Annotated in this window: 15 protein-coding genes; 2 read left to right on the forward strand and 13 right to left on the reverse strand. The window is 64.3% G+C overall.

Going from position 1 to position 18,579, the window contains the following annotated elements; genetic code table 11:
• Positions 1-63: 63 nt before the first annotated feature.
• The 4 genes from X751_RS144550 to X751_RS144535 all read right to left on the reverse strand — a co-directional run bounded on the left by X751_RS144550 (position 64) and on the right by X751_RS144535 (position 3,714).
• On the reverse strand, positions 64-948 hold the full coding sequence (locus X751_RS144550; protein ID WP_023668672.1) for a F0F1 ATP synthase subunit gamma: 885 nt from the start codon (positions 946-948) through the stop codon (positions 64-66).
• A gap of 34 nt (positions 949-982) precedes the next feature.
• A complete protein-coding gene (atpA, locus tag X751_RS144545; protein WP_023684101.1) occupies positions 983-2,512 on the reverse strand; it encodes a F0F1 ATP synthase subunit alpha in 1,530 nt (509 codons plus the stop codon).
• A complete protein-coding gene (locus tag X751_RS144540; RefSeq protein ID WP_023742211.1) occupies positions 2,512-3,072 on the reverse strand; it encodes a F0F1 ATP synthase subunit delta in 561 nt (186 codons plus the stop codon). The genes atpA and X751_RS144540 overlap by 1 nt, the downstream gene beginning before the upstream one ends.
• Before the next feature lie 246 nt (positions 3,073-3,318).
• Positions 3,319-3,714 (reverse strand): DUF4345 family protein, encoded by a 396-nt coding sequence (locus tag X751_RS144535; protein ID WP_023745337.1) that lies wholly within the window; start codon positions 3,712-3,714, stop codon positions 3,319-3,321.
• Positions 3,715-3,852: 138 nt separating this feature from the next.
• Here X751_RS144535 and X751_RS144530 point away from each other — a divergent pair, with 138 nt between their 5' ends.
• Positions 3,853-4,041 carry a hypothetical protein gene (locus X751_RS144530; RefSeq protein ID WP_023693181.1) on the forward strand — a complete coding sequence of 63 codons (189 nt, stop codon included), beginning with the start codon at positions 3,853-3,855 and terminating at the stop codon, positions 4,039-4,041.
• A 16-nt stretch (positions 4,042-4,057) separates the two neighbouring features.
• On the opposite strand, the gene X751_RS144525 is transcribed toward X751_RS144530, so the two are convergent.
• The 5 genes from X751_RS144525 to X751_RS144510 all read right to left on the reverse strand — a co-directional run bounded on the left by X751_RS144525 (position 4,058) and on the right by X751_RS144510 (position 10,860).
• Entirely contained in the window at positions 4,058-4,753 is a 696-nt protein-coding gene (locus X751_RS144525) for an aspartate/glutamate racemase family protein (RefSeq protein WP_023700225.1), read from the reverse strand.
• A gap of 110 nt (positions 4,754-4,863) precedes the next feature.
• Positions 4,864-6,198: a SidA/IucD/PvdA family monooxygenase gene (locus tag X751_RS144520; RefSeq protein ID WP_023745338.1), complete on the reverse strand. Its 1,335-nt coding sequence runs from the start codon at positions 6,196-6,198 to the stop codon at positions 4,864-4,866.
• Entirely contained in the window at positions 6,195-8,015 is a 1,821-nt protein-coding gene (locus X751_RS144515; RefSeq protein WP_050592387.1) for an IucA/IucC family siderophore biosynthesis protein, read from the reverse strand. Before X751_RS144515 ends, X751_RS144520 begins: the two co-directional genes overlap by 4 nt.
• Positions 8,012-9,076, reverse strand: coding sequence for a GNAT family N-acetyltransferase (locus X751_RS0133740; RefSeq protein WP_031247143.1), 1,065 nt, complete (start codon positions 9,074-9,076; stop codon positions 8,012-8,014). The genes X751_RS144515 and X751_RS0133740 overlap by 4 nt, the downstream gene beginning before the upstream one ends.
• Complete coding sequence (locus tag X751_RS144510) at positions 9,073-10,860, reverse strand: IucA/IucC family protein (RefSeq protein WP_031204743.1); 1,788 nt, start codon at positions 10,858-10,860, stop codon at positions 9,073-9,075. Before X751_RS144510 ends, X751_RS0133740 begins: the two co-directional genes overlap by 4 nt.
• Before the next feature lie 118 nt (positions 10,861-10,978).
• Between X751_RS144510 and X751_RS144505 the strand changes: the two genes are divergently transcribed.
• A complete protein-coding gene (locus X751_RS144505) occupies positions 10,979-12,145 on the forward strand; it encodes an MFS transporter (protein ID WP_031246281.1) in 1,167 nt (388 codons plus the stop codon).
• A gap of 11 nt (positions 12,146-12,156) precedes the next feature.
• Here X751_RS144505 and X751_RS144500 read toward each other — a convergent pair whose 3' ends face one another.
• The 4 genes from X751_RS144500 to X751_RS144485 form a co-directional block, all read right to left on the reverse strand.
• The gene (locus X751_RS144500) at positions 12,157-13,443 is read right to left on the reverse strand and encodes a RhtX/FptX family siderophore transporter (RefSeq protein ID WP_023745341.1); all 1,287 of its coding nucleotides are present in this window, start codon (positions 13,441-13,443) and stop codon (positions 12,157-12,159) included.
• Positions 13,440-13,814, reverse strand: a complete 375-nt coding sequence (locus X751_RS144495) for a hypothetical protein (RefSeq protein WP_155923829.1) — start codon at positions 13,812-13,814, stop codon at positions 13,440-13,442. The genes X751_RS144500 and X751_RS144495 overlap by 4 nt, the downstream gene beginning before the upstream one ends.
• A 15-nt stretch (positions 13,815-13,829) precedes the next feature.
• Complete coding sequence (locus X751_RS144490; RefSeq protein WP_023745342.1) at positions 13,830-16,034, reverse strand: TonB-dependent receptor; 2,205 nt, start codon at positions 16,032-16,034, stop codon at positions 13,830-13,832.
• A gap of 280 nt (positions 16,035-16,314) precedes the next feature.
• Positions 16,315-18,498, reverse strand: coding sequence for a primosomal protein N' (locus X751_RS144485; RefSeq protein WP_023745343.1), 2,184 nt, complete (start codon positions 18,496-18,498; stop codon positions 16,315-16,317).
• Between the last annotated feature and the right edge of the window lie 81 nt (positions 18,499-18,579).

Below are 18,579 nucleotides of genomic sequence, written 5' to 3' on the forward strand. Positions count from 1 at the left end.
ACCCTTCTCGTCCTTTGTTTCTCACGCTCCATCAGAAGGTCGATGACCTCCTGGCGGTCGCGCCTAGAGCGCTTCGGCGCCCGAAATGATTTCGATCAGTTCCTTGGTGATCTGCGCCTGGCGCTGGCGGTTATAGGTGATCGACAGTTTGTTGATCATGTCGCCGGCGTTGCGCGTTGCATTGTCCATGGCGCTCATTTTGGCGCCCATCTCGCCGGCTGCGTTTTCGAGCAGCGCGCGGAAGACCTGGACCGAGATGTTGCGCGGAATGAGGTCGGTGAGGATCTCGCCCGGCTCCGGCTCGTATTCGTAGACGGCATTGCCACCGGCGGTCGCTTCGGCGGGAGCGGAAGCCACGCCGGCAGGAATGATCTGCTGCGCGGTCGGAATCTGGCTGATCACCGACTTGAACTGCGAATAAAACAGCGTGCAGATATCGAAGCCGCCTTCGCCGAACAGATGGATGATCTTACGGGCGATCGCATCGGCATTGACGAAGCCGAGCTTCTTGACATCGCGCAGGTCGACGCGGTCGATGATCAGCGAGGCATAGTCTCGGCGCAGGATGTCGAAACCCTTCTTGCCGACGCAGATGATCTTGACCTGCTTGCCGTCGGCCAGAAGCCGGCGGATATGGTCGCGGGCCAGACGTGCGATCTGCGAGTTGAAGCCGCCGCACAGGCCGCGCTCGGCGGTGCAGACGACGAGCAGATGCACATCGTCCTTGCCGGTGCCGGTCATCAGCGCCGGGGCATCGCCGCCGCCGCCGATCGCCTGCGTGATATTGGCCAGCACCGCACCCATCCGCTCGGAATAGGGACGCGCCGCTTCCGCCGCTTCCTGCGCGCGGCGCAGCTTCGCCGCGGCGACCATCTGCATCGCCTTGGTGATCTTCTGCGTCGCCTTGACCGAGGCGATACGGTTACGAAGGTCTTTTAATGAAGGCATGCTTCAAACCTGATCCCGAGCGTCCGGCTTCTTCTCAAGCGAAGGTCTTGGCGAAGGCGTCGATCTCGGCCTTCAGCTTGGCGCGCAGATCGTCCGACAGCGCCTTTTCCTTGCGGATGCCGTCCAGCACGTCCTTGCCGGCCGAGCGCATATGGCTGAGCAGACCATGCTCGAACTTGCCGACCTGGTTCAGCGCCAGCTTGTCGAGATAGCCGTTGACGCCGGCGAAGATCACCGTGACCTGCTCCTCGACCTTGAGCGGCGAGAACTGCGGCTGCTTCAACAGTTCGGTCAGGCGCGAGCCGCGGTTGAGCAGGCGCTGCGTGGCGGCGTCGAGATCGGAGCCGAACTGCGCGAACGCAGCCATTTCGCGGTACTGCGCCAGCTCTCCCTTGATCGAGCCGGCGACCTGCTTCATTGCCTTGATCTGCGCCGACGAACCGACGCGCGACACCGACAGGCCGACGTTGACCGCCGGACGGATGCCCTGGAAGAACAGGTTGGTTTCGAGGAAGATCTGGCCGTCGGTGATCGAGATCACGTTGGTCGGGATGTAGGCCGACACGTCGTTGGCCTGCGTCTCGATGATCGGCAGCGCGGTCAGCGAACCGCCACCCAGATCGTCGTTGAGCTTGGCGGCGCGCTCGAGCAGGCGCGAATGCAGGTAGAACACGTCGCCCGGATAGGCTTCGCGACCCGGCGGGCGGCGCAGCAAGAGCGACATCTGGCGATAGGCGACGGCCTGCTTCGACAGATCGTCATAGCTGATCAGCGCATGCATGCCGTTGTCGCGGAAATATTCGCCCATGGTGGCACCGGTGAACGGCGCCAGGAACTGCATCGGCGCCGGATCGGAAGCGGTGGCGGCGACGATGATCGAATATTCAAGCGCGCCGCGCTCTTCGAGAACCTTCACGAACTGCGCGACCGTCGAGCGCTTCTGCCCGATGGCGACGTAGACGCAGTAGAGCTTTTCCTTTTCCGGTCCGTTGTCGTGCACGGCCTTCTGGTTGAGCATCGTGTCGAGGATGATCGCGGTTTTGCCGGTCTGGCGATCGCCGATGACCAGCTCGCGCTGGCCGCGACCGACCGGGATCAATGCATCGATGGCCTTGAGGCCGGTCGACATCGGCTCGTTGACCGACTTGCGCGGGATGATGCCTGGTGCCTTGACGTCCACGCGCTTGCGTTCGGTCGCCTTGATCGGGCCCTTGCCGTCGATCGGATTCCCGAGCGCGTCGACGACGCGGCCGAGCAGGCCCATGCCGACAGGCGTATCGACGATGGCGCCGGTGCGCTTGACGATGTCGCCTTCCTTGATGTCGCGGTCGGCGCCAAAGATGACGACGCCGACATTGTCGGCTTCGAGGTTGAGCGCCATGCCGCGGATGCCGCCGGGGAACTCGACCATTTCGCCGGCCTGGACATTGTCGAGGCCGTAGACGCGAGCGATACCGTCACCCACGGACAGCACCTGGCCGACTTCGGAGACCTCGGCCTCCTTGCCGAAATTCTTGATCTGGTCTTTGAGAATTGCGGAAATTTCCGCGGCGCGGATGTCCATCAGCCGACCTCTTTCAGTGCAAGCTTGAGCGAATTGAGTTTGGTTTTGAGCGACGTATCGATCTGGCGCGAGCCCATCTTGACCACCAGCCCGCCGAGCAGCGACGGATCGACGGTAACAGTGATGGCCACGTCCTTGCCGGCGACGCCTTTCAGCGCGACCTTGAGTTCGGTCTGCTGGGCAGCCGTCAGTTCATGCGCCGAAGTGACCTCGGCTGATGTCTCACCGCGCTGTTCGGCAGAGATCCGGCGAAAAGCCTTGATCATGCCGGGCACCGCGAAGAGCCGGCGGTTGCGGGCGACGACGCGCAGAAAATTGCCGGTCAGGCCGGTGATGCCGGCCTTGTCGGCGATCGACGCGATTGCCTTGGCCTGGTCCTCGCTGGAGAACACCGGGCTGTTGATGAGGCGCGTCAGGTCGGCGCTGTCATCCAGCATCTTGGCGAAACTGTTGAGGTCGGCCTCGACCTTGGCCACCGAATTCGATTGCAGCGCAAGTTCGAACAGCGAACCCGCGTAGCGTTCTGCGACACCTGAGATTGGCGATGACGATTGAGCCACGGACCGTCTTTTCTCTTGTCTGAGGGGCCGCAGATTGTTGGCGCGAGCAAAAACTCTGGCTAAATCTTTGACCTTACTAAGTTTTTCCAAGCACGGAGGCGCGGCTTCCGCTATCCCCGGCCGAAAGTCGATTGCCGTCTAGCACAGGCATTTTAAGACCGCAATGCGTCGTCCCGCATGCTTTTCGGGCACTATTGTCGCATCCGGCCGCAGAGTTCAACCGAAGCCTTTGGATTGGCTGCCGATTCAGGGCAGAAAGCCGAAGACGAAGGCAAGCGGCAACGCGGCCAGGACGAGTTCGACGACGATCGACGCCCAGTTGAAAGGCGTGTTGGCGCCGTCCGACATAATCGACAGCAAACGGCCAAAAGCGGTGAACAGCCAGGAAAAGCCGAGTGCCATATAGAGCCACGGCTGCGCCAACAGAATGCAGCACAGGCTGACGCCGAGATAGAAGCCCGACATGCGGCCGCGCCCTTCCGCGATTGCCGCTGCCCTTTCGGGCCGGACCTGCAGCCGCAGAATCCGAAATGCCAGCCCTGGCGCGAGGAAAAACAGCAGACCGAGCGCCAAGGTGACGACGGCGCTGGACCAAGCCAGCCATTCGCCCTGGCTGGTCGGCCACGGAAACGCGAATTCCATCTTGCTTTCATCCCCTCACAGCAATGCCGGATGCATTGAATGTCGCTGCAAAAAGAAGTCAAGCGCGCGGCAGTTTCGGCGCGCAATTCGTGAAGGAGCGGAAGGCTGTTTAGGCCGCGCACGCGTCCGGCCAGCATCGTGGCCAACCTGTATTGTCAGGCGACGCCTCCCTCCTATCTGCAGGACCGGTTTTGCACAGCCAAAGGCCCCGACACCGGTCGCCTTTATTTCCTGACCGGGCACCTCAATCTGGCCGGCACGGAAGCAGATCGATGGAAGCTGAAAGTGGCCGGCAGCGGCAATGTCGCCGTGGCTGCCCAGCCCTGATCCTTGTTTTGACCCTTCAGGGCAGCATGAATGCGACCGCCGCCTCAGCATGGATGCGCGTGGTGTCGAACACCGGAATGTCGAAATCGCGCTCGCCAATCAACATGGTGATCTCGGTGCAGCCCATGATGACGCCATCGATCTTCTCATCGCGCCGCAGACGGGCGACCTCGTCGATATAGGCCGCCTTCGATGCCGCGTTGACGATGCCCCGGCAAAGCTCGTCGTAGATTACCTGGTGCACCATGTCGCGCCCGGCCTGGTCCGGCACCACGGGCTGCAGCCCGTATTTCTCCCTCAGCCGGCCCTTGTAGAAATCCTGCTCCATGGTGAAGCGGGTCGCCAGCAGCGCCGGCCGCTTGACGCCGGCGCCCTTGACCGCGACGGCCGTGGCGTCGGCAATGTGGATAAGCGGGATCGACACCGCCGCCTGCACCCGGTCGGCGAGCTTGTGCATGGTGTTGGTGCAGATTAAAAGCCCCTCTGCGCCGCCCGCCTCCAGCTTGCGCGCCGCATCCGCCAGCAGCACGCCCGCACTGTCCCAGTCGCCATGATGCTGCCGGTCGGCGATTTCGGCGAAGTCGAAGGAATAGAGCAACAGCTTTGCCGAATGCAGCCCGCTCAGCCGCTCGCGCACGATCTCGTTGAGCAGGCGATAATAGATCGCCGTCGATTCCCAGCTCATGCCGCCGATGAGGCCAAGGGTTTTCATGCGCTGAGCCTCCAGCAGGACCGAACGATCTCTCTCACAGAAAAGCTTTACGGGTCGATGTCAACCTTAACGCGCGCCGTACCACGCTCTTCGGCCCGCCTCCACCAACATCACCGCGCGCCCGATTCGGTCATCCTCGCATTGGCGCCGAGATGATGCAGGCTTTGTATCGTGTGCCTTGAACTCCAGGCAACCGGCGGATCGGGCAGATCGAGATCGAACTGTGCCCGCCCGAGCAGCGAATTGACGATCTTGGCGCTGCGCCAAGCCATCAGGCTGAGCTGCGGCTCGGCTATGCCATGGCTGAGCCGGCCGGCATTGAGCGCGTAGATCCGGCGGTCGTCGGGCCCGTCCCATTCGACCTCGAAGCTGGCGTTGAGCCTGTAATGACCGCGCTCGTCCAGCGCGATCCTGTTCATGAGCGGCGCCATGCAATCAGGAATGGCAAAGGCATAGCCGGTGGCCAGAACCACCGCATCCACGGTGCGCGTCTCGATGGCGCCGTCGAAGCCGTTGCGCATGATCAGCCGGTATTCGCTGCCTTCCCGCGTCACGTTCAGCACTTCGCGGTGCGGCGTCATGTTGACCGCCGTCGTTTCCTCCGAGAGGTGCCGCAGCGTGTAAAGCTGGCGATAGATCGCCTTCAGTGTGCTCGTCGATGCGCCGTCACCGGCAAGCAGTTGCTGTTCCAGGATCGTCTCACGCCGCCCTTGCGGCAGCCGATGGAAGCTTTCGACATAGCCCGGCGTGAAGAGTTCGTCGGTGAAAGGCGAGTCGTCCAGTGGCAGGAAATTCGGCCGCATCGAAATCCACTCGATTTCGCGGCCGGCGAAGCGGTCGGAGGAGATCAGATGCAGAAGCACTTCGGCGCCGCTCTGGCCACCGCCGATCACGGCGACACGGTGTCCGCTCAGGCGATCGAGGCGGTTGGCGGCCTGGGCGTTGTGGAAGCATTGATCGGAGGCCGCCGCCCGCGCCCAGGCGGGGATGTTGGGCACCAGCCCGACGGCAATGGCGAGATTGCGCGCGTTCACCTGCTCGCGGCCGATACGCAGCCTGAAATTCGTTCCGTCGAAGTCGATCCGGTCGACGGCGCTGGCGAAGCGCAGCGAAGACAAGTTCTCACCGACCCATCCGAGATAGCGGGCGAATTCCGGCCGCGGGATGGCTGAGAAATCCGCGTTGAGGAATTCATAGAACCGCTTCTGCGCGACCAGATAGGACATGAACGACCATGGGCTGGTCGGATGCGTCGCGGTGACGAGATCCTTGAGGAAGGATGTCTGCAGTTCGACGCCCGGCAGCATCATGCCCGGGTGCCATTCGAGCCGCGTCGCCCGATCGAAGAAGCGCGCTTCGACGCCGTCCACCGCATCGAGATGGGCGGCGAGGCTGAGATTGAACGGCCCGATGCCGATGCCTGCGAGGTCAAGCGTATGGGTCATGGCGAACTCCTTATGGAGCTGGCTGGGCTGATGGGAGATCGCCGGGCTGACTCGGGGTTAAGCGGATTGTCGAGCGGTGTGCCAAGGTCAGGCAGAGGGCGTTCGCCGCTGTCGCCGTAGCCGATGGCGAAGCGCACCTTGTTGATGGCGATGCGTGGGATCTTCGGAGCAAACAGATCGAAGAGCGCGAACCGTTCCGACAGCTCAGGGTTCTGCGCCTGGTAGCGCCGGATGGCGGCGGCCAGGATGGCGTAGAAAGTCCTCTCGTCGAAGCGGTCATAGGCGGCCAGCGCCTCGGATAGGAAGCGCAGAACGCTGACGATGTGTCCCGTTTGCAGATGCTGGAGAAGATGTGCCGGTGGCCGACGCTTCAGCGTCGACAGGATTTTGGGGTCGAGGCCGGCCAGTTCGGGAAACGGCTGGTCGACGAGATCGAGGTCGCCCTGGAAATCCTTGACCGCCACGCCGAGAGGCGTCGCTCCGTCGAGGATGATGGTGACGTTCTGGCCATGGGCGATGAAGCCGACGCCGTAACGGCACATGAAGTGGTAGAGCGGCACGAAGGCCGTGGAGAACAGGCGATCGAGCCATGCCTCCGGACCAAGGCCGGACTGCTCCATCAGGGCGCTGGCGATCGGCCTGCCATGCGCGTCGCGCTGCGGCAGGGCGCCCATCATCATCGGCCGCTGGCCCGCTGTCAGATCCTTTTCGGGGCTTTCGCGCCATATGGCGCCCAGCATCTCGCAAAACTGATAGGGCGCGCCTTCAACGCCGGTATAGTGCGGATGCGGATAGAAGGCGCCGGCGACTTCCTGCAAGACCTTGACGTCCTTGAGCACCGGGTCCGCGGCCGCCACCGTGGCCAGCCAGCGCGACAGATCGGCGCCGATCGCCATGTATTTGCCCGGCACGCCGCGCCACGCTGAGGTGTTGAGGATGGTCAGCGGCAGCTTGACATGCAGCGCCTCGGGCCGTGCCACATTGGCAAGCGTGCGCAGCGACTGCAAGGGCAGGAACGCGTCGCCGAACTGGCCAAGCGGCACCAGCCGGCCGGCAGCGATCTCGCTACCATATTGCGAGGCGATCATCGCCTGCCACTGCCAGGGGTGGACCGGCAGCAGCCTATGCGTCGATCGCGAGATCCCGGCGGCGCTGAAAGCCGCTTCGAGCCTTGCGCGCTCGTAGTCGCCGAGTGCGGCCTGCAGCAGCGCCTCTTCGTCGAGCCCGCAGTCAAGCGCCAGCAGGCAGCGATCGCTGGCGGCGGCAAGCCAGAAGAGCTGGAATGCGGTGGCCGATTCTGGCGCGTAGCGCTCGAAGTCGTCCCGTCCCCAGCCGAGCCGGCCCTTGTTGGCGGGCGCCTTCGGATGGCCGTCGAGCAATGCCTGCAACTCGGTATCCGGCAGCGCGGCTAGTTCGGCGGCTGGTCGATTGCCGCGGGCTTTGGCGATCCGCATGTCGGCCATCAGCGTGTTGTAAAGCTCCTTCGCATAGGTGCAGAATGTTGCCGGCGGCATGCCGAGCGTCTCGCGCGCGTCGGCGAAGAAGGCGACCGCATCGTCGACCGGCAGCTCGATGCCGGCATCGCGGGTCAGCGTCTCCGGACGGACGGCGATCTGACCCCACAGGCGCCGCGTCGCGGCAAAGCGATAGGTCAAGCCGGGGCCGAGCGTCAGTTTCCATCGGCCGGGCGAAAGCTCGCGGGGCGACAGGCACTCCTCGAAGGTCAGTTCGGAAATGGCCTTGGCGACGGCATCGCGGTTGATCGCGGCCCAGCGTGTCGCCTCGCCCGCTTTGGCAATCGGTTGCTGCACCGTCACATCGGCACCTCGCGGAAGAAGCGTTCCCGCTCGCAGCAGACCAGTGCCGCGCGCTTGTGCGGGAAGTCGAACTCCTTGACTTTGTCGTAGGCGGCGCCGGCGCAATAGCTCAGCATCTTCTGGTGCGCTGCGCGTGGCTCGCCGACGACGCGCTGCGTGCGCGGCTCGTCGAGGAACAGATAGTGGGTGACGGAACGGAACAGAGCCAGCGTCTTCGGCCGGCCGAGATGGCGCGTATTGCCGATCAGCCCATGCCAGCCGCGGTCCCAGTCGAGCGGCTCGTAATAGGGCCCGAGCCGGTCCTCCTTGGCCCAGTAGAACTCGAAATAGCCGGTCGGCTCGCCGTCGAAGCTGGCGATGACGCCGAAAATATGCGGATCGCTTTCCTGCTCGGCGAGATATTTGTCGAGCTCCTCATGGCCCCGGGCAAGCTCCCAGAAGAAGGCGATACGGCCATCGTTCATCCAGCGATGGAAGAGGTCGAGATCGGTCCGGCGGTCGATCGGCCGCAACGACACGGTGAGACCGATCTCGGCAATCCAGCGTTCGTACATCGGGCCGCAGGGGCGCGGTTGGCGCAATGGCGGCAGCCGGTCTTCCGGGCCGATAGCGGTCGTCAATGCCGGATAGGTGACATGCGAGGCCTGGCTGCGCCACAGCAGCGGCAGCTGGCGGAGGACCGAGCGATGGATGACGGCGCGTTCCGGTTCACCCGGAACCGTCTCGGTGGCCAGCGCCGAAACCGGCCACAGCGTCTTGGCCGCCGGCAGGAAGGCGCGGTCGAAGGAAGGATGCAGGCGCAGCGCGGCGTCGACGAGACCTGCAAGGATTTGCGGTTGGTCGAGGCGGCCGCCAGTGAACGCGACATCGTCGATGAGCAGGCGGCCATCCGCGATGGAGATGCGGGCCTGTCCCACCGCTGTTCCCTCAGCGTTGACCAGGCTGACATGGCCATCGCCGGCACGGATGGCGAGCGGCTCCGCGGCCGAGGCCAGATGCTGCCATCCTTCGTTGCCGGCGACGGTGGCGGGTGACCAGTTCTTCGCAGCCTCGATGTTCATGCGTATTCTCTCACATGCAGGGGGTTGGGAAGCTCGACGTAACCTGCCAGCGGATCGGTCACCTCGGTGTTCTCATTGATGTCGCGCAGCGCGATCAGGAAATTGCCCTTGGCAGCCAGCGTCGGCGCGTTGAGCAAATAGTCGACGCAGGACCGGTCAGCCATCGGCGTGGCAGCCAGCCGCTCGAGCGAGCGGCGGAATATCGCCAGCAGATCGTCTTCGTTGGTGAGGCCAGCGGCGGCAAGGGCTGCGACGGCGGCGAAAGCGCCATTGACGACCAGATAGTAGCCGAACAGCTTCGCAGCCGCTTCCGCTGGGAAGACATGATCGCCCGCCTGACCAGCCTCGGGCACGAATTCGCGCAGCCTGGGCAGGAATTCCTCGACATACCCGGTGCCCTGGCAGTCGCGAAAATAGAGCGCATTCGGCCAGCCGCCGGCGAGGCCGACGACGAGGTTCTGCTGATGGGCGCCGAACAGCAGGCCGAATTCCGAGAAGGCAACGATAAACGGCTCGATGGCGGCATGAAGGAAACGCTCGAACCACAAACGCGCCGTTTCCTCGACAGGTCGCTTCTCGTCGCGGGCGATACGGTGGACCAGGTCGGACAGATGGCTTTCGGTACGGCCGGGATGGCGCTCGCAAAGCGCGCCGAGAACGGCAGCCGGCGGATTGCCCGTGCCGCGAAACGGATTTTCGCGAAACGAGACGATGGTATCCGTCATCAGCCGGCCGTCTTCGTCACGCAGGCCGAACCAGGCGGGCTCACCCAGCACCGTCATGGTCGGGCAGCGCCGCTGCAAGGCATAGCCGAGCTTGCCCTTGACCAGCCGGTGCACCGAAAGGCCGCGCCGGCACTCATGCTCCTCGACGATGCGCCTGGAATTGGTCAGGCGCAGGCTGAGCGAGAATTTCAGCATCCACTCGGCTTCAGCTGAATGAACCGTGCGCAGCGAGGTCGTGGCCCGCCACGCTGGTCCGCCGAGCCCAACATCAACGATACGGCCGGCGCGAAACAGGCGCTCGACGGGGTCTTCCAGCACGAGCCGTACGGCCTGCCACGGATGCATCGGAACGAGAACCTTGCCCTGTTGCTTGCCAGCCCGAGCAAGCAGCTGCGGATCGCTGGCGGCAAGCCCGCGGACCATCTCGGTGACATCTAGCGGCTCGACGCTGCCCCCAGTGAGGATGGTCGGGTCGACGGCCCACCAGCGCAGTTTGAACGCATTGCAGTATTCATGCCCGAAGCGCGCGGAATCCGTGTGCGTGAACTCTTCGCGACTCATCGGCGCCGGATGCACGGCATGGCCGAAGCGCAGGGCGCTTTCGGCATCGATGAAATCAGGATCGCCTTCGGAGAAGGGCCGCGACGATCCACGCGCCGCAGTCGCGTCAGCGATTGCGGCGATGCTGGCCAGGCTGCGGCGCAGGAAGGTCAGTCGGCTTTTCGCTGTCGCCCGGCCGGCAATGTCGGGATCCGCCAGGATCAGCGCCAAAAGGCTGAAAAGGTCGATCTCGGTCGCTTCGCCATCGGCCCCCTCGTTACTAATATCGAGGCGCCAGAGCGGCATCGCTAAATCGTGGTAACCGACCTTCGAGCGATGCCGCGCTTCGACGAGCACCGCCGCGCGCGAGGCAGGGAAATTCAGACGCAGCACGGCTGCCTGCGGCCGAAACAGCGCGGTTTGCCTGGCGTCGACGAATTCCCAGCCATTCCATTCCCGCAGCAACGCGTTGAGTAACGGGCTTAATGCAGAGGAAGATTCTGGTCCTACTTGTTCCATGTGCATCTCGATAAATCCTAATAATACTGCAGATTACATCTATAAGTCGTCGTCTTTAAACATTTATGTTGATTAACTATTATAAACAAGAAATAAGCTTGGTCTTATGACGACCGGTATGAAAAATCGATCTTCGCTTCTGCGCCGCCTGGCGATCGCGGTCTCGGCAATCGGCTTCGGCCAGTCGGCCTTCGTATCGCTCGTTCCCCTGGTGATGGAGCGGCTGAGGCTCGACACGTTTGCCATCGGCGCGGCAACTGCTGTCGGCGCGGCGGCCTTTCTGGTCGGCTCGCCGCTGTGGGGTCGCATGGGCGAGCGGCTTGGCCATGCCAGGCTGCTGCGCTTGCTCGGCCTCGCCATGCTGGCCGGCCAGGCGGTGTTCGCCATTCTGCTGATAGCCGGCACGGGAGCCGCGCTGGGCATCGCTTTGCTGATGCTTTCGCGAACCGTGTACGGTTTTGCCGCGTCCGGCGTCATGCCGACGGCGCAGGTCTGGGCCAGCCGCTCGGTTGCCGATGACAGGCGACAGGCCGCGCTGGGACTGCTTGGCGCCGGCGTCAGCATGGGGCGGCTGGCCGGCGCGCTGGCGGCAACGGCTGCCGTCCTGTCGCCGCTGCTGCCGCCCATCCTGTTCCTGTTCAGCCCGCTGTTGCTGTGGCTCGCGCCGGGCAAAGGGGAAGCCGGCGGACGGAGCGACGGCAAGGCAGCCGACGTCGGCCGTGGAATATCGCCCTTCGATCGCCGCGCTCTGCCTTGCCTGGCGATGGGCTTGTGCCTGACGCTCGGCTTCGGACAGGTGCAGATGATGCTCGGCCCGATGGCCCAGCAGCGTTTTGGCCTTGGTGCGACGCAGGCCACGACGGTGACCGGCCTGGCCCTGATGCTGGTCGCCATCGTCATGGTTTTGGTCCAGGGACTGCTCATGGCGCGCCTGCGGCTGGCGGAGCGCAACAGCGTCGTCGTCGGCTGTCTCATGGTTTGCGTCGGCATGACGGCGCTGGCCGTCACGGCCAGCCATGTTGCCTCGGCAGCGTCTCTGGTGGTGGCGGCGGCCGGCATTGCCCTGGCGACACCCGGCTACACCGCCTGGCTGATGAAGCGCCTGGAGCCCGGCGAGCAGGGCGCGGCGGCCGGCTGGCTCACCAGCACCCATGTACTCGGCCAGAGCATCGGCGCATTGGCCGGCGGCTTTGCCTTCACGCTCTGGCCCTTTGCGCCGCTGGCCGACTGCGCGGCGCTGGCGCTGGCCGCTGCCTGTCTCGCTGCCATGGTTCGCAAGCACTAGCCAAACCGCGCTCATTCGGCGACCTCCGGCAGCGGCTGCATCGGAGTACCCGGCTGGGCTTTTGCGGCATCGGCGAAATGGGCATTCAGCATGCGATAGGTCGCCACCACGGCGACGCCCGACAGCACTGTCGCCAGGGTGAACAGCGCGGAGTAGCCGAGCATGTCGGCGAGGCGGCCGGCCAGCATGGAGCCGACGAGATAGACGATAAGCTGGGCGCAGGACAGGATGGTGAAATCGGTGCCGGGTTGGTCCGACGACGTGACGGACATGAACAGGCTGTAGAGCGCCACGATCTCCATGTAGCGCACCAGCGTCTGCAGGAACGAGGCGCCGAAGATCGGCCAGAAGCCGGCGATAGCGCCGAAAGCGTGCAGCGCGAAGATCAGGAAGCAGATGGTTCGCAGCGCGCCGAGCAGGCCGAGCACCGAGGCGGCGCCCCTGTTGTGCAGCAGCCACGCCGCCAGCGCCGAGCCGCCGAGCCCGACGGTGAGCGCGGCACCCCCCGAGAGATAACCGATGATGTCGAGCGGCACGCCGGCATCGACGAGATAGGAGCCTTCCATCGACTTCACCAGCCCCTCGCTGGCGCGGTAGATGAGCGCGATCCACAGGATCTGGCGCGCCTCCGGCCGGCGCAGGAAACGCAGGATCGAGGGGCGGTCCATGGACGCCTGCGGCGCGCTGGCGACGGGATCGGTCTCGCGCATGGCGAAGGCGGCGACCAGCGGGATGATGGACAGCGCGGCCACCATGGCCACCATGGTTTGCCAGCCGGCATGATGATAAGCCAACAGGCCGAGCGTGCCGCCGAGAACGACGCCGAGCGCGACGGCGCCGCCCTGGATCGCATTGCCGATCGGCCTGTCCTTCGGGTCGAGATATTTGGCCGCGTAGCCGTCGGTGGCGATGTCCTGGGTCGACATCAACAGGCTCACGACAAGGCCGACGGCAAAGATACCGGCGACATCGGTCGGCTCGATCCAAAGCATGGCGGCGATGCCGGCGATGACGCCGATCTGGGTGATGATGACCCAGCCGGCGCGATGGGCGCGGGCCACTGGCCGAAAGCGATCGACCAGCGGCGCCCACAGGAATTTCAGCACCAGCGGCAGCATCAGCAGCGCCATCATGCCGATGGCGGTGCGCGACACGCCTTGCTCGCGCAGGATCGGCGGGATCGCCGCGGCAAACAGATAGCTCGGGATGGCCTGCGCCAGATAAAGGCAGGCGAGAACGACGAAAAGCCGCAGGCGCGAAAGCCCGGCGGGCGCCGGCCGGTCTGCGTCGGCGCTCATTTGACATAGTCCTTCGGTGCGTAACCGTTCAGGAAGGCGCCGGCCTCCGCCCGGCTGCGGGTGACGAGCACTGGAAAGCCGAACAGGCTTTGCCAGACGCGCTGCATGTTCTCGTCGGCGGCGGGGCGCACCAGCGCACAGGCGCGGCAGGCTTTTTCGAGCTGCTCGCGTTCCGCCTTGTACCAGAGGTTTTGCGCCTTGCGCTGGGCGTCGCTCAGCGCGATCTCGATGCGGATATCGACCAGGAGCACGAACGGCTCCCGTTCCTGCGAAAGGCGGCCGAGCGCCTCGATATAGCGCGCGCCATCCGCCGGATCGGCTGGCGCTTCTGCCAGCAGCGAGACTAATGCACCGTTTCGTTGGAGAGACACCGCCACCGCCGCCCCTCAGAATGTGATCTGGTAGGACAACGCAACCGAACGTCCCAGACCCGGAACGTCGGCGCCGCGGGTCGCCGATGCGGAAGGGTTGATGTAGTAGGTGTCGAACACATTGCGCACGGCAAGGTTCAGCACGCTTTCATTGCCGAACGTCTTCGAGACGGCGAGATTGACCAGTGCTGCACCGTCCAGTTCCTGGGTGGCGATGCGGTCGCGTCCGGAAAACAGCTCCAACTCGCTGCGCAGGGTCAGCTCGTTCTCGAAACGGGTGGTGAGATAGACCAGGCCCTTGTAGGTCGAGGGGACACGGTTGTTCGGCAGATACTCGTTCGCTTCGATGTGGCCGTCGCGATCCGCGTCGTATTTGCCTTCGACATAGCCGACCGATCCGCCCAGCGTGAACATGCCGCTGAGGTCTGCCTCGAGATTGGCTTCGACGCCCCAGATACGTTCCTTCTGCTGCGATACCCGGTTGTTGACGATGTCGTAGCTGACGCCGTTGTCCGAGGTCGACAGATAGGTGCTGACGCCGCCGCGATAGTCGCCCCAATCGCCGCGCAGACCGGCTTCCCAGGTGTTCACCAGCTGGGGTTCAGGCGCGATATCGGCATAGCTGATCGCGTAATCCGGCGCGTTGGTGCACGGCAGCAGCGGCCGGATGGCGGTGCCATAGGCGTCGCAGGTTTCGGCGTTGGAGTTCAACCCGGCCCGGCGGGTGAAGCCGCCAATGTCGGTCAGGCTGTAGCCTTGCGAGAAATTGCCGAAAAGCTGCATCCTTTCGGTCAGATCGTAGACGGCGCCGGCGTTGAAGGTGACGGCGTCGTAGTCGAACGAGCCGCCGGTCACCCGGATCGCCGGCAGGCCGATAATGTTGCGGCCGAGCAGAACGGCAGCGGCAGGCCGGGTGAAGTCTTCAACATTGAGATAAAACTGGTCGTAGCGCGCGCCGCCGCTGATGCGAAAGCGATCCGTCACCGGAATTTCGCCTTGCGCAAACAAGGCAACCGAGTTCTGGGTCGTGGGCGAGATGGCGTCCTGACCGTTGGTCAGCTGCTGATCGGTGGCATCGAAGACGTAGTCGGCGCCCCAGGTCAGCGTGCTGCCCTGAGTGATAAAGTCCATCGGCGTGTTGACGGTCAGGTTGACGCCGCTGCGCCGCGATTGCAGCGCCGTCTGGTTGAAGTCGGCGGTCGGGTCCGTACCCGGCGGCAGGATCACCGGCCGCGTCGGGTTCGTCGGTAAATACACCTGGCTGTTGACGGCCGAGAATTTGGTAAAGGGCGACTGCTTGAAGATGTCGTTGTAGAACGCCTTGACCTCGAGGTTTCCGAGCGCGAAGTCGCTGTCGGTGTATTTGGCGGTCAGATATTTCGAATCTTCCTTCAGCGGCTTGCCTTCATAGGGATCGCCGAAATCCGGGGAGACGGGATTGGTCGTGTAATCGGTGAACCAGTCCGGCTTCTGGTTGGCATAGGTCCAGTCGACGCTGGCCTCGAAGCGCCTGGAATCGAACTGGTAGCCGGCCACGCCGAAGAGATTGCCCCTGCCGGTGCGGTCGCCGCCGCCTTGCCCAAGCATGGCGTCGGAAGCCACCTCGTTGCCGTGGCCGTCATAGGTGCGGCGCGACAGATCACCGGACGCCGAGAAGAAATAGTCGAAATCGCCTTTCTTGCCCTCGACTGAGACACTGGTGCTTGGCCCGGCCGACTTGCCGGGGTTTTCGGTGAAGGCGGTGACGCCGGTGCGCACCGTCACCTTCGGCTTGTCGCTGTCGCCGCGCTTGGTGATGAAGTTGATCGTGCCGCCGGTGGCGCCGGCGCCATAAAGGCTGGACGCGCCATTGATGACTTCGATGCGCTCGACCGAATTCAGGTCGATCATCGACAGGATGCGTGAGACGTCCCGCAGCGGTGTGTTGCGCGGCACACCGTCGACCATGATGAGAACGCTGCGCCCGCGGAAGGTTTCCGAAGCGCCGGAAATGGTCTGGTTGCGTGGCGCGTAGCCGGGGACGATGCGGCTGATCAGGGTCGCGGCGTCGATATTTTCCTGCGCGGCTTCCTCGACCTGTTCCTGTTCCACGACCTGGACAGACTGAGCGACGCTGGAAATCGACCTTTCATTGCGGCCGGTGACCAGTATCTGATCGAGCACGATGGCTCCCTGCTGGTCCGTCGGAGCGGCTTCCTGGGCAAATGCCGCGCCTGCCATAATCGACGAACCCAAAGCCGATGACCAAAGAAGCGTACTGAAAAATCTGCGCATGCTGTCCCCATCCATGCCCTGGTCCCCAGCGCCAGAGCGGAAAGGCCCAGTTATAATTCATGATAAAACTAGTCAACATTTATTTTGTGGCTTTTCAAATCAGGATTAGTCAGCGAACGGATGGGAGCCGGGTACATGAACGGCGCGCACTTTAGCCGGCACTAAGATGCTGAGTTTTCTTGACAAACGGCTTACGGGCGGCCGGCGGCGGCGTCAGCCTTTGTGCTTACAAGAAGCTCTGCGGATCGATGTCGACCTGCACGCGGACCGAGCCGCGCTGCATCGGCCCTTCGGCCAGCATGGTGCGGATGAAGCCTTGGATGTCGGCGCGCTTTTCACCCTGGATCAGCAAACGGAAACGATGGCGCCCACCGAGCAGCGACAGCGGCGCCTCGGCCGGACCGAGCACGAACAGGTCGCTGGCCTGGGGTGCTGCACGGCGCAGGCCGCGCGCGTGGCCTTCGGCCTCGGCCCGCGTCACCGCACTGACGATGACGCCGGCAAGCCTGCCGAAGGGCGGCAGGGCTGCCCGTTCGCGCTCAGTGATCTCGCGTTCGTAAAAGGCCTCGGCATCGCCCGAGACGATCGCCCGCATCACCGGATGGTCCGGCTGGAAAGTCTGCAGCAGGCCGAGGCTCTTCTTGCCGGTGCGGCCGGCGCGTCCAGTCACCTGGCTGAGCAATTGGAAGGTGCGCTCAGCGGCGCGCGGATCGCCATTGGCGAGGCCGAGATCGGCATCGACGACGCCGACCAGCGTCATGTTGGGAAAGTTATGGCCCTTGGCGACCAGCTGCGTGCCGATGACGATGTCGGCCTCGCCATTGGCGATGGCCTCGAGCTCCAGCCGCAGCCGGCGCACCCCGCCCATCAAATCGGATGACAGGACGATCGTGCGCGAGTCGGGGAAATGCGCCACGACTTCTTCAGCTATCCGCTCGACGCCAGGCCCGCAGGCGACCAGATGGTCGAGCGTGCCGCATTCCGGACAAGCCTCCGGCCGCTTCTCATTGTGCCCGCAATGATGGCAGACGAGTTGGCCGCGAAAGCGGTGCTCGACCAGCCAGGCCGAACAAACCGGGCAGCCGAAGCGGTGGCCGCAGACACGGCACAGCGTCAGCGGCGCGTAGCCGCGCCGGTTGAGGAACAGCAGCGACTGTTCCTTCTTCTCCAGCGTACGTTGCATCTCACCGATCAGCAGCGGCGACAGAAACCCCCCGCGCGCCGGCGGCGCGCGGCGCATGTCGATCGATTTGAGATGCGGAAGCGCCGCCTCCGCGAAGCGGGCAGAGAGAACCGCTCTATCGTATTTACCTTGGCTCGCATTGACCCGGCTTTCGACCGACGGCGTCGCCGACGCCAGCACCACCGGGAAGCCGCTGATATGGCCGCGCACCACCGCCATGTCGCGGGCATTGTAGAAGACACGGTCCTCCTGCTTGTAGGCGGGGTCGTGTTCCTCGTCGACGACGATCAGCCCGAGCTCGCGGAACGGCAGGAACAGCGCCGAGCGTGCGCCGGCGACGACGCGCACGCCGCCTTCCGCCACCTGTCGCCAGACCTTTTCGCGCATTCGGGGCGGCAGGTCGGAATGCCATTCCGCCGGCTTGGCGCCGAAGCGCTGCTGAAAGCGTTCGAGGAAGGCATGCGTCAGCGCGATCTCCGGCAAAAGGATCAACACCTGCTTGCCCCGGTCGAGGGCTGCCGCCACCGCCTCGAAATAAACTTCCGTCTTGCCCGAGCCGGTGACGCCGTCGAGCAGCGTGACGTTGAAAGCAGCGGCCGCGACATTGGCGCGCAGCATGGCGGCCGCGTATGCCTGGTCCGGCATCAGCTCCGGCATGGCGTAGGAGGGATCGGGCGCGGCGACCACCGGTCGAGGCGGGATCATCGCCGTCTCGAACACGCCTTGCGCCTTGAGTCCCTCGATAACCGTCGACGACACGCCCGCCGCATGCGCCAGGCCGGATCGCGTCCAGGCAAGCCCCCCTTCCGCCGTCTCCAGCACGCGCGTCCTGGCATCCGTCATCCGGTCCGGCATGACGAGGGTTCGCTGCAGGCCCTCGATCCACGGTTCTGGATCGAACGCCTCCGGCGCGCGCAACAGCATGCGCGCCACCATGCCGGGCGGCGACAGCGTGTACTGCGCCAGCCAGTCGACAAAGCGGCGCATGCCGCGGTCGATCGGCGGGCAGTCGAAGACCTGTTCGATCGGGCGCAGCTTTTTGGCGTCGATATTCTCGACCGCACCATCCCAGACGATGCCGGCAACCTGGCGCGGACCGAGCGGCACGCGCACGATCGAGCCCGGCACCACGCGCATGCCGGCGGGCACAGCGTAGGTGTAGGGCCGTTCGGCCGGCATCGGCACCAGCACCGGCGCGGCTGCGACAAAGGGCGAATCTTCGATCATCGGGCGTGACCTTGCCCCGACTTTGGTCTAGATCAAAGGGCAACCCCGAATGTGCATGGCATGCACATGGAAATCTTTCAG

It is taken from the genome of Mesorhizobium sp. LNJC394B00 (assembly GCF_000502555.1).
In the GTDB taxonomy this organism is placed as follows: Bacteria; Pseudomonadota; Alphaproteobacteria; order Rhizobiales; family Rhizobiaceae; genus Mesorhizobium.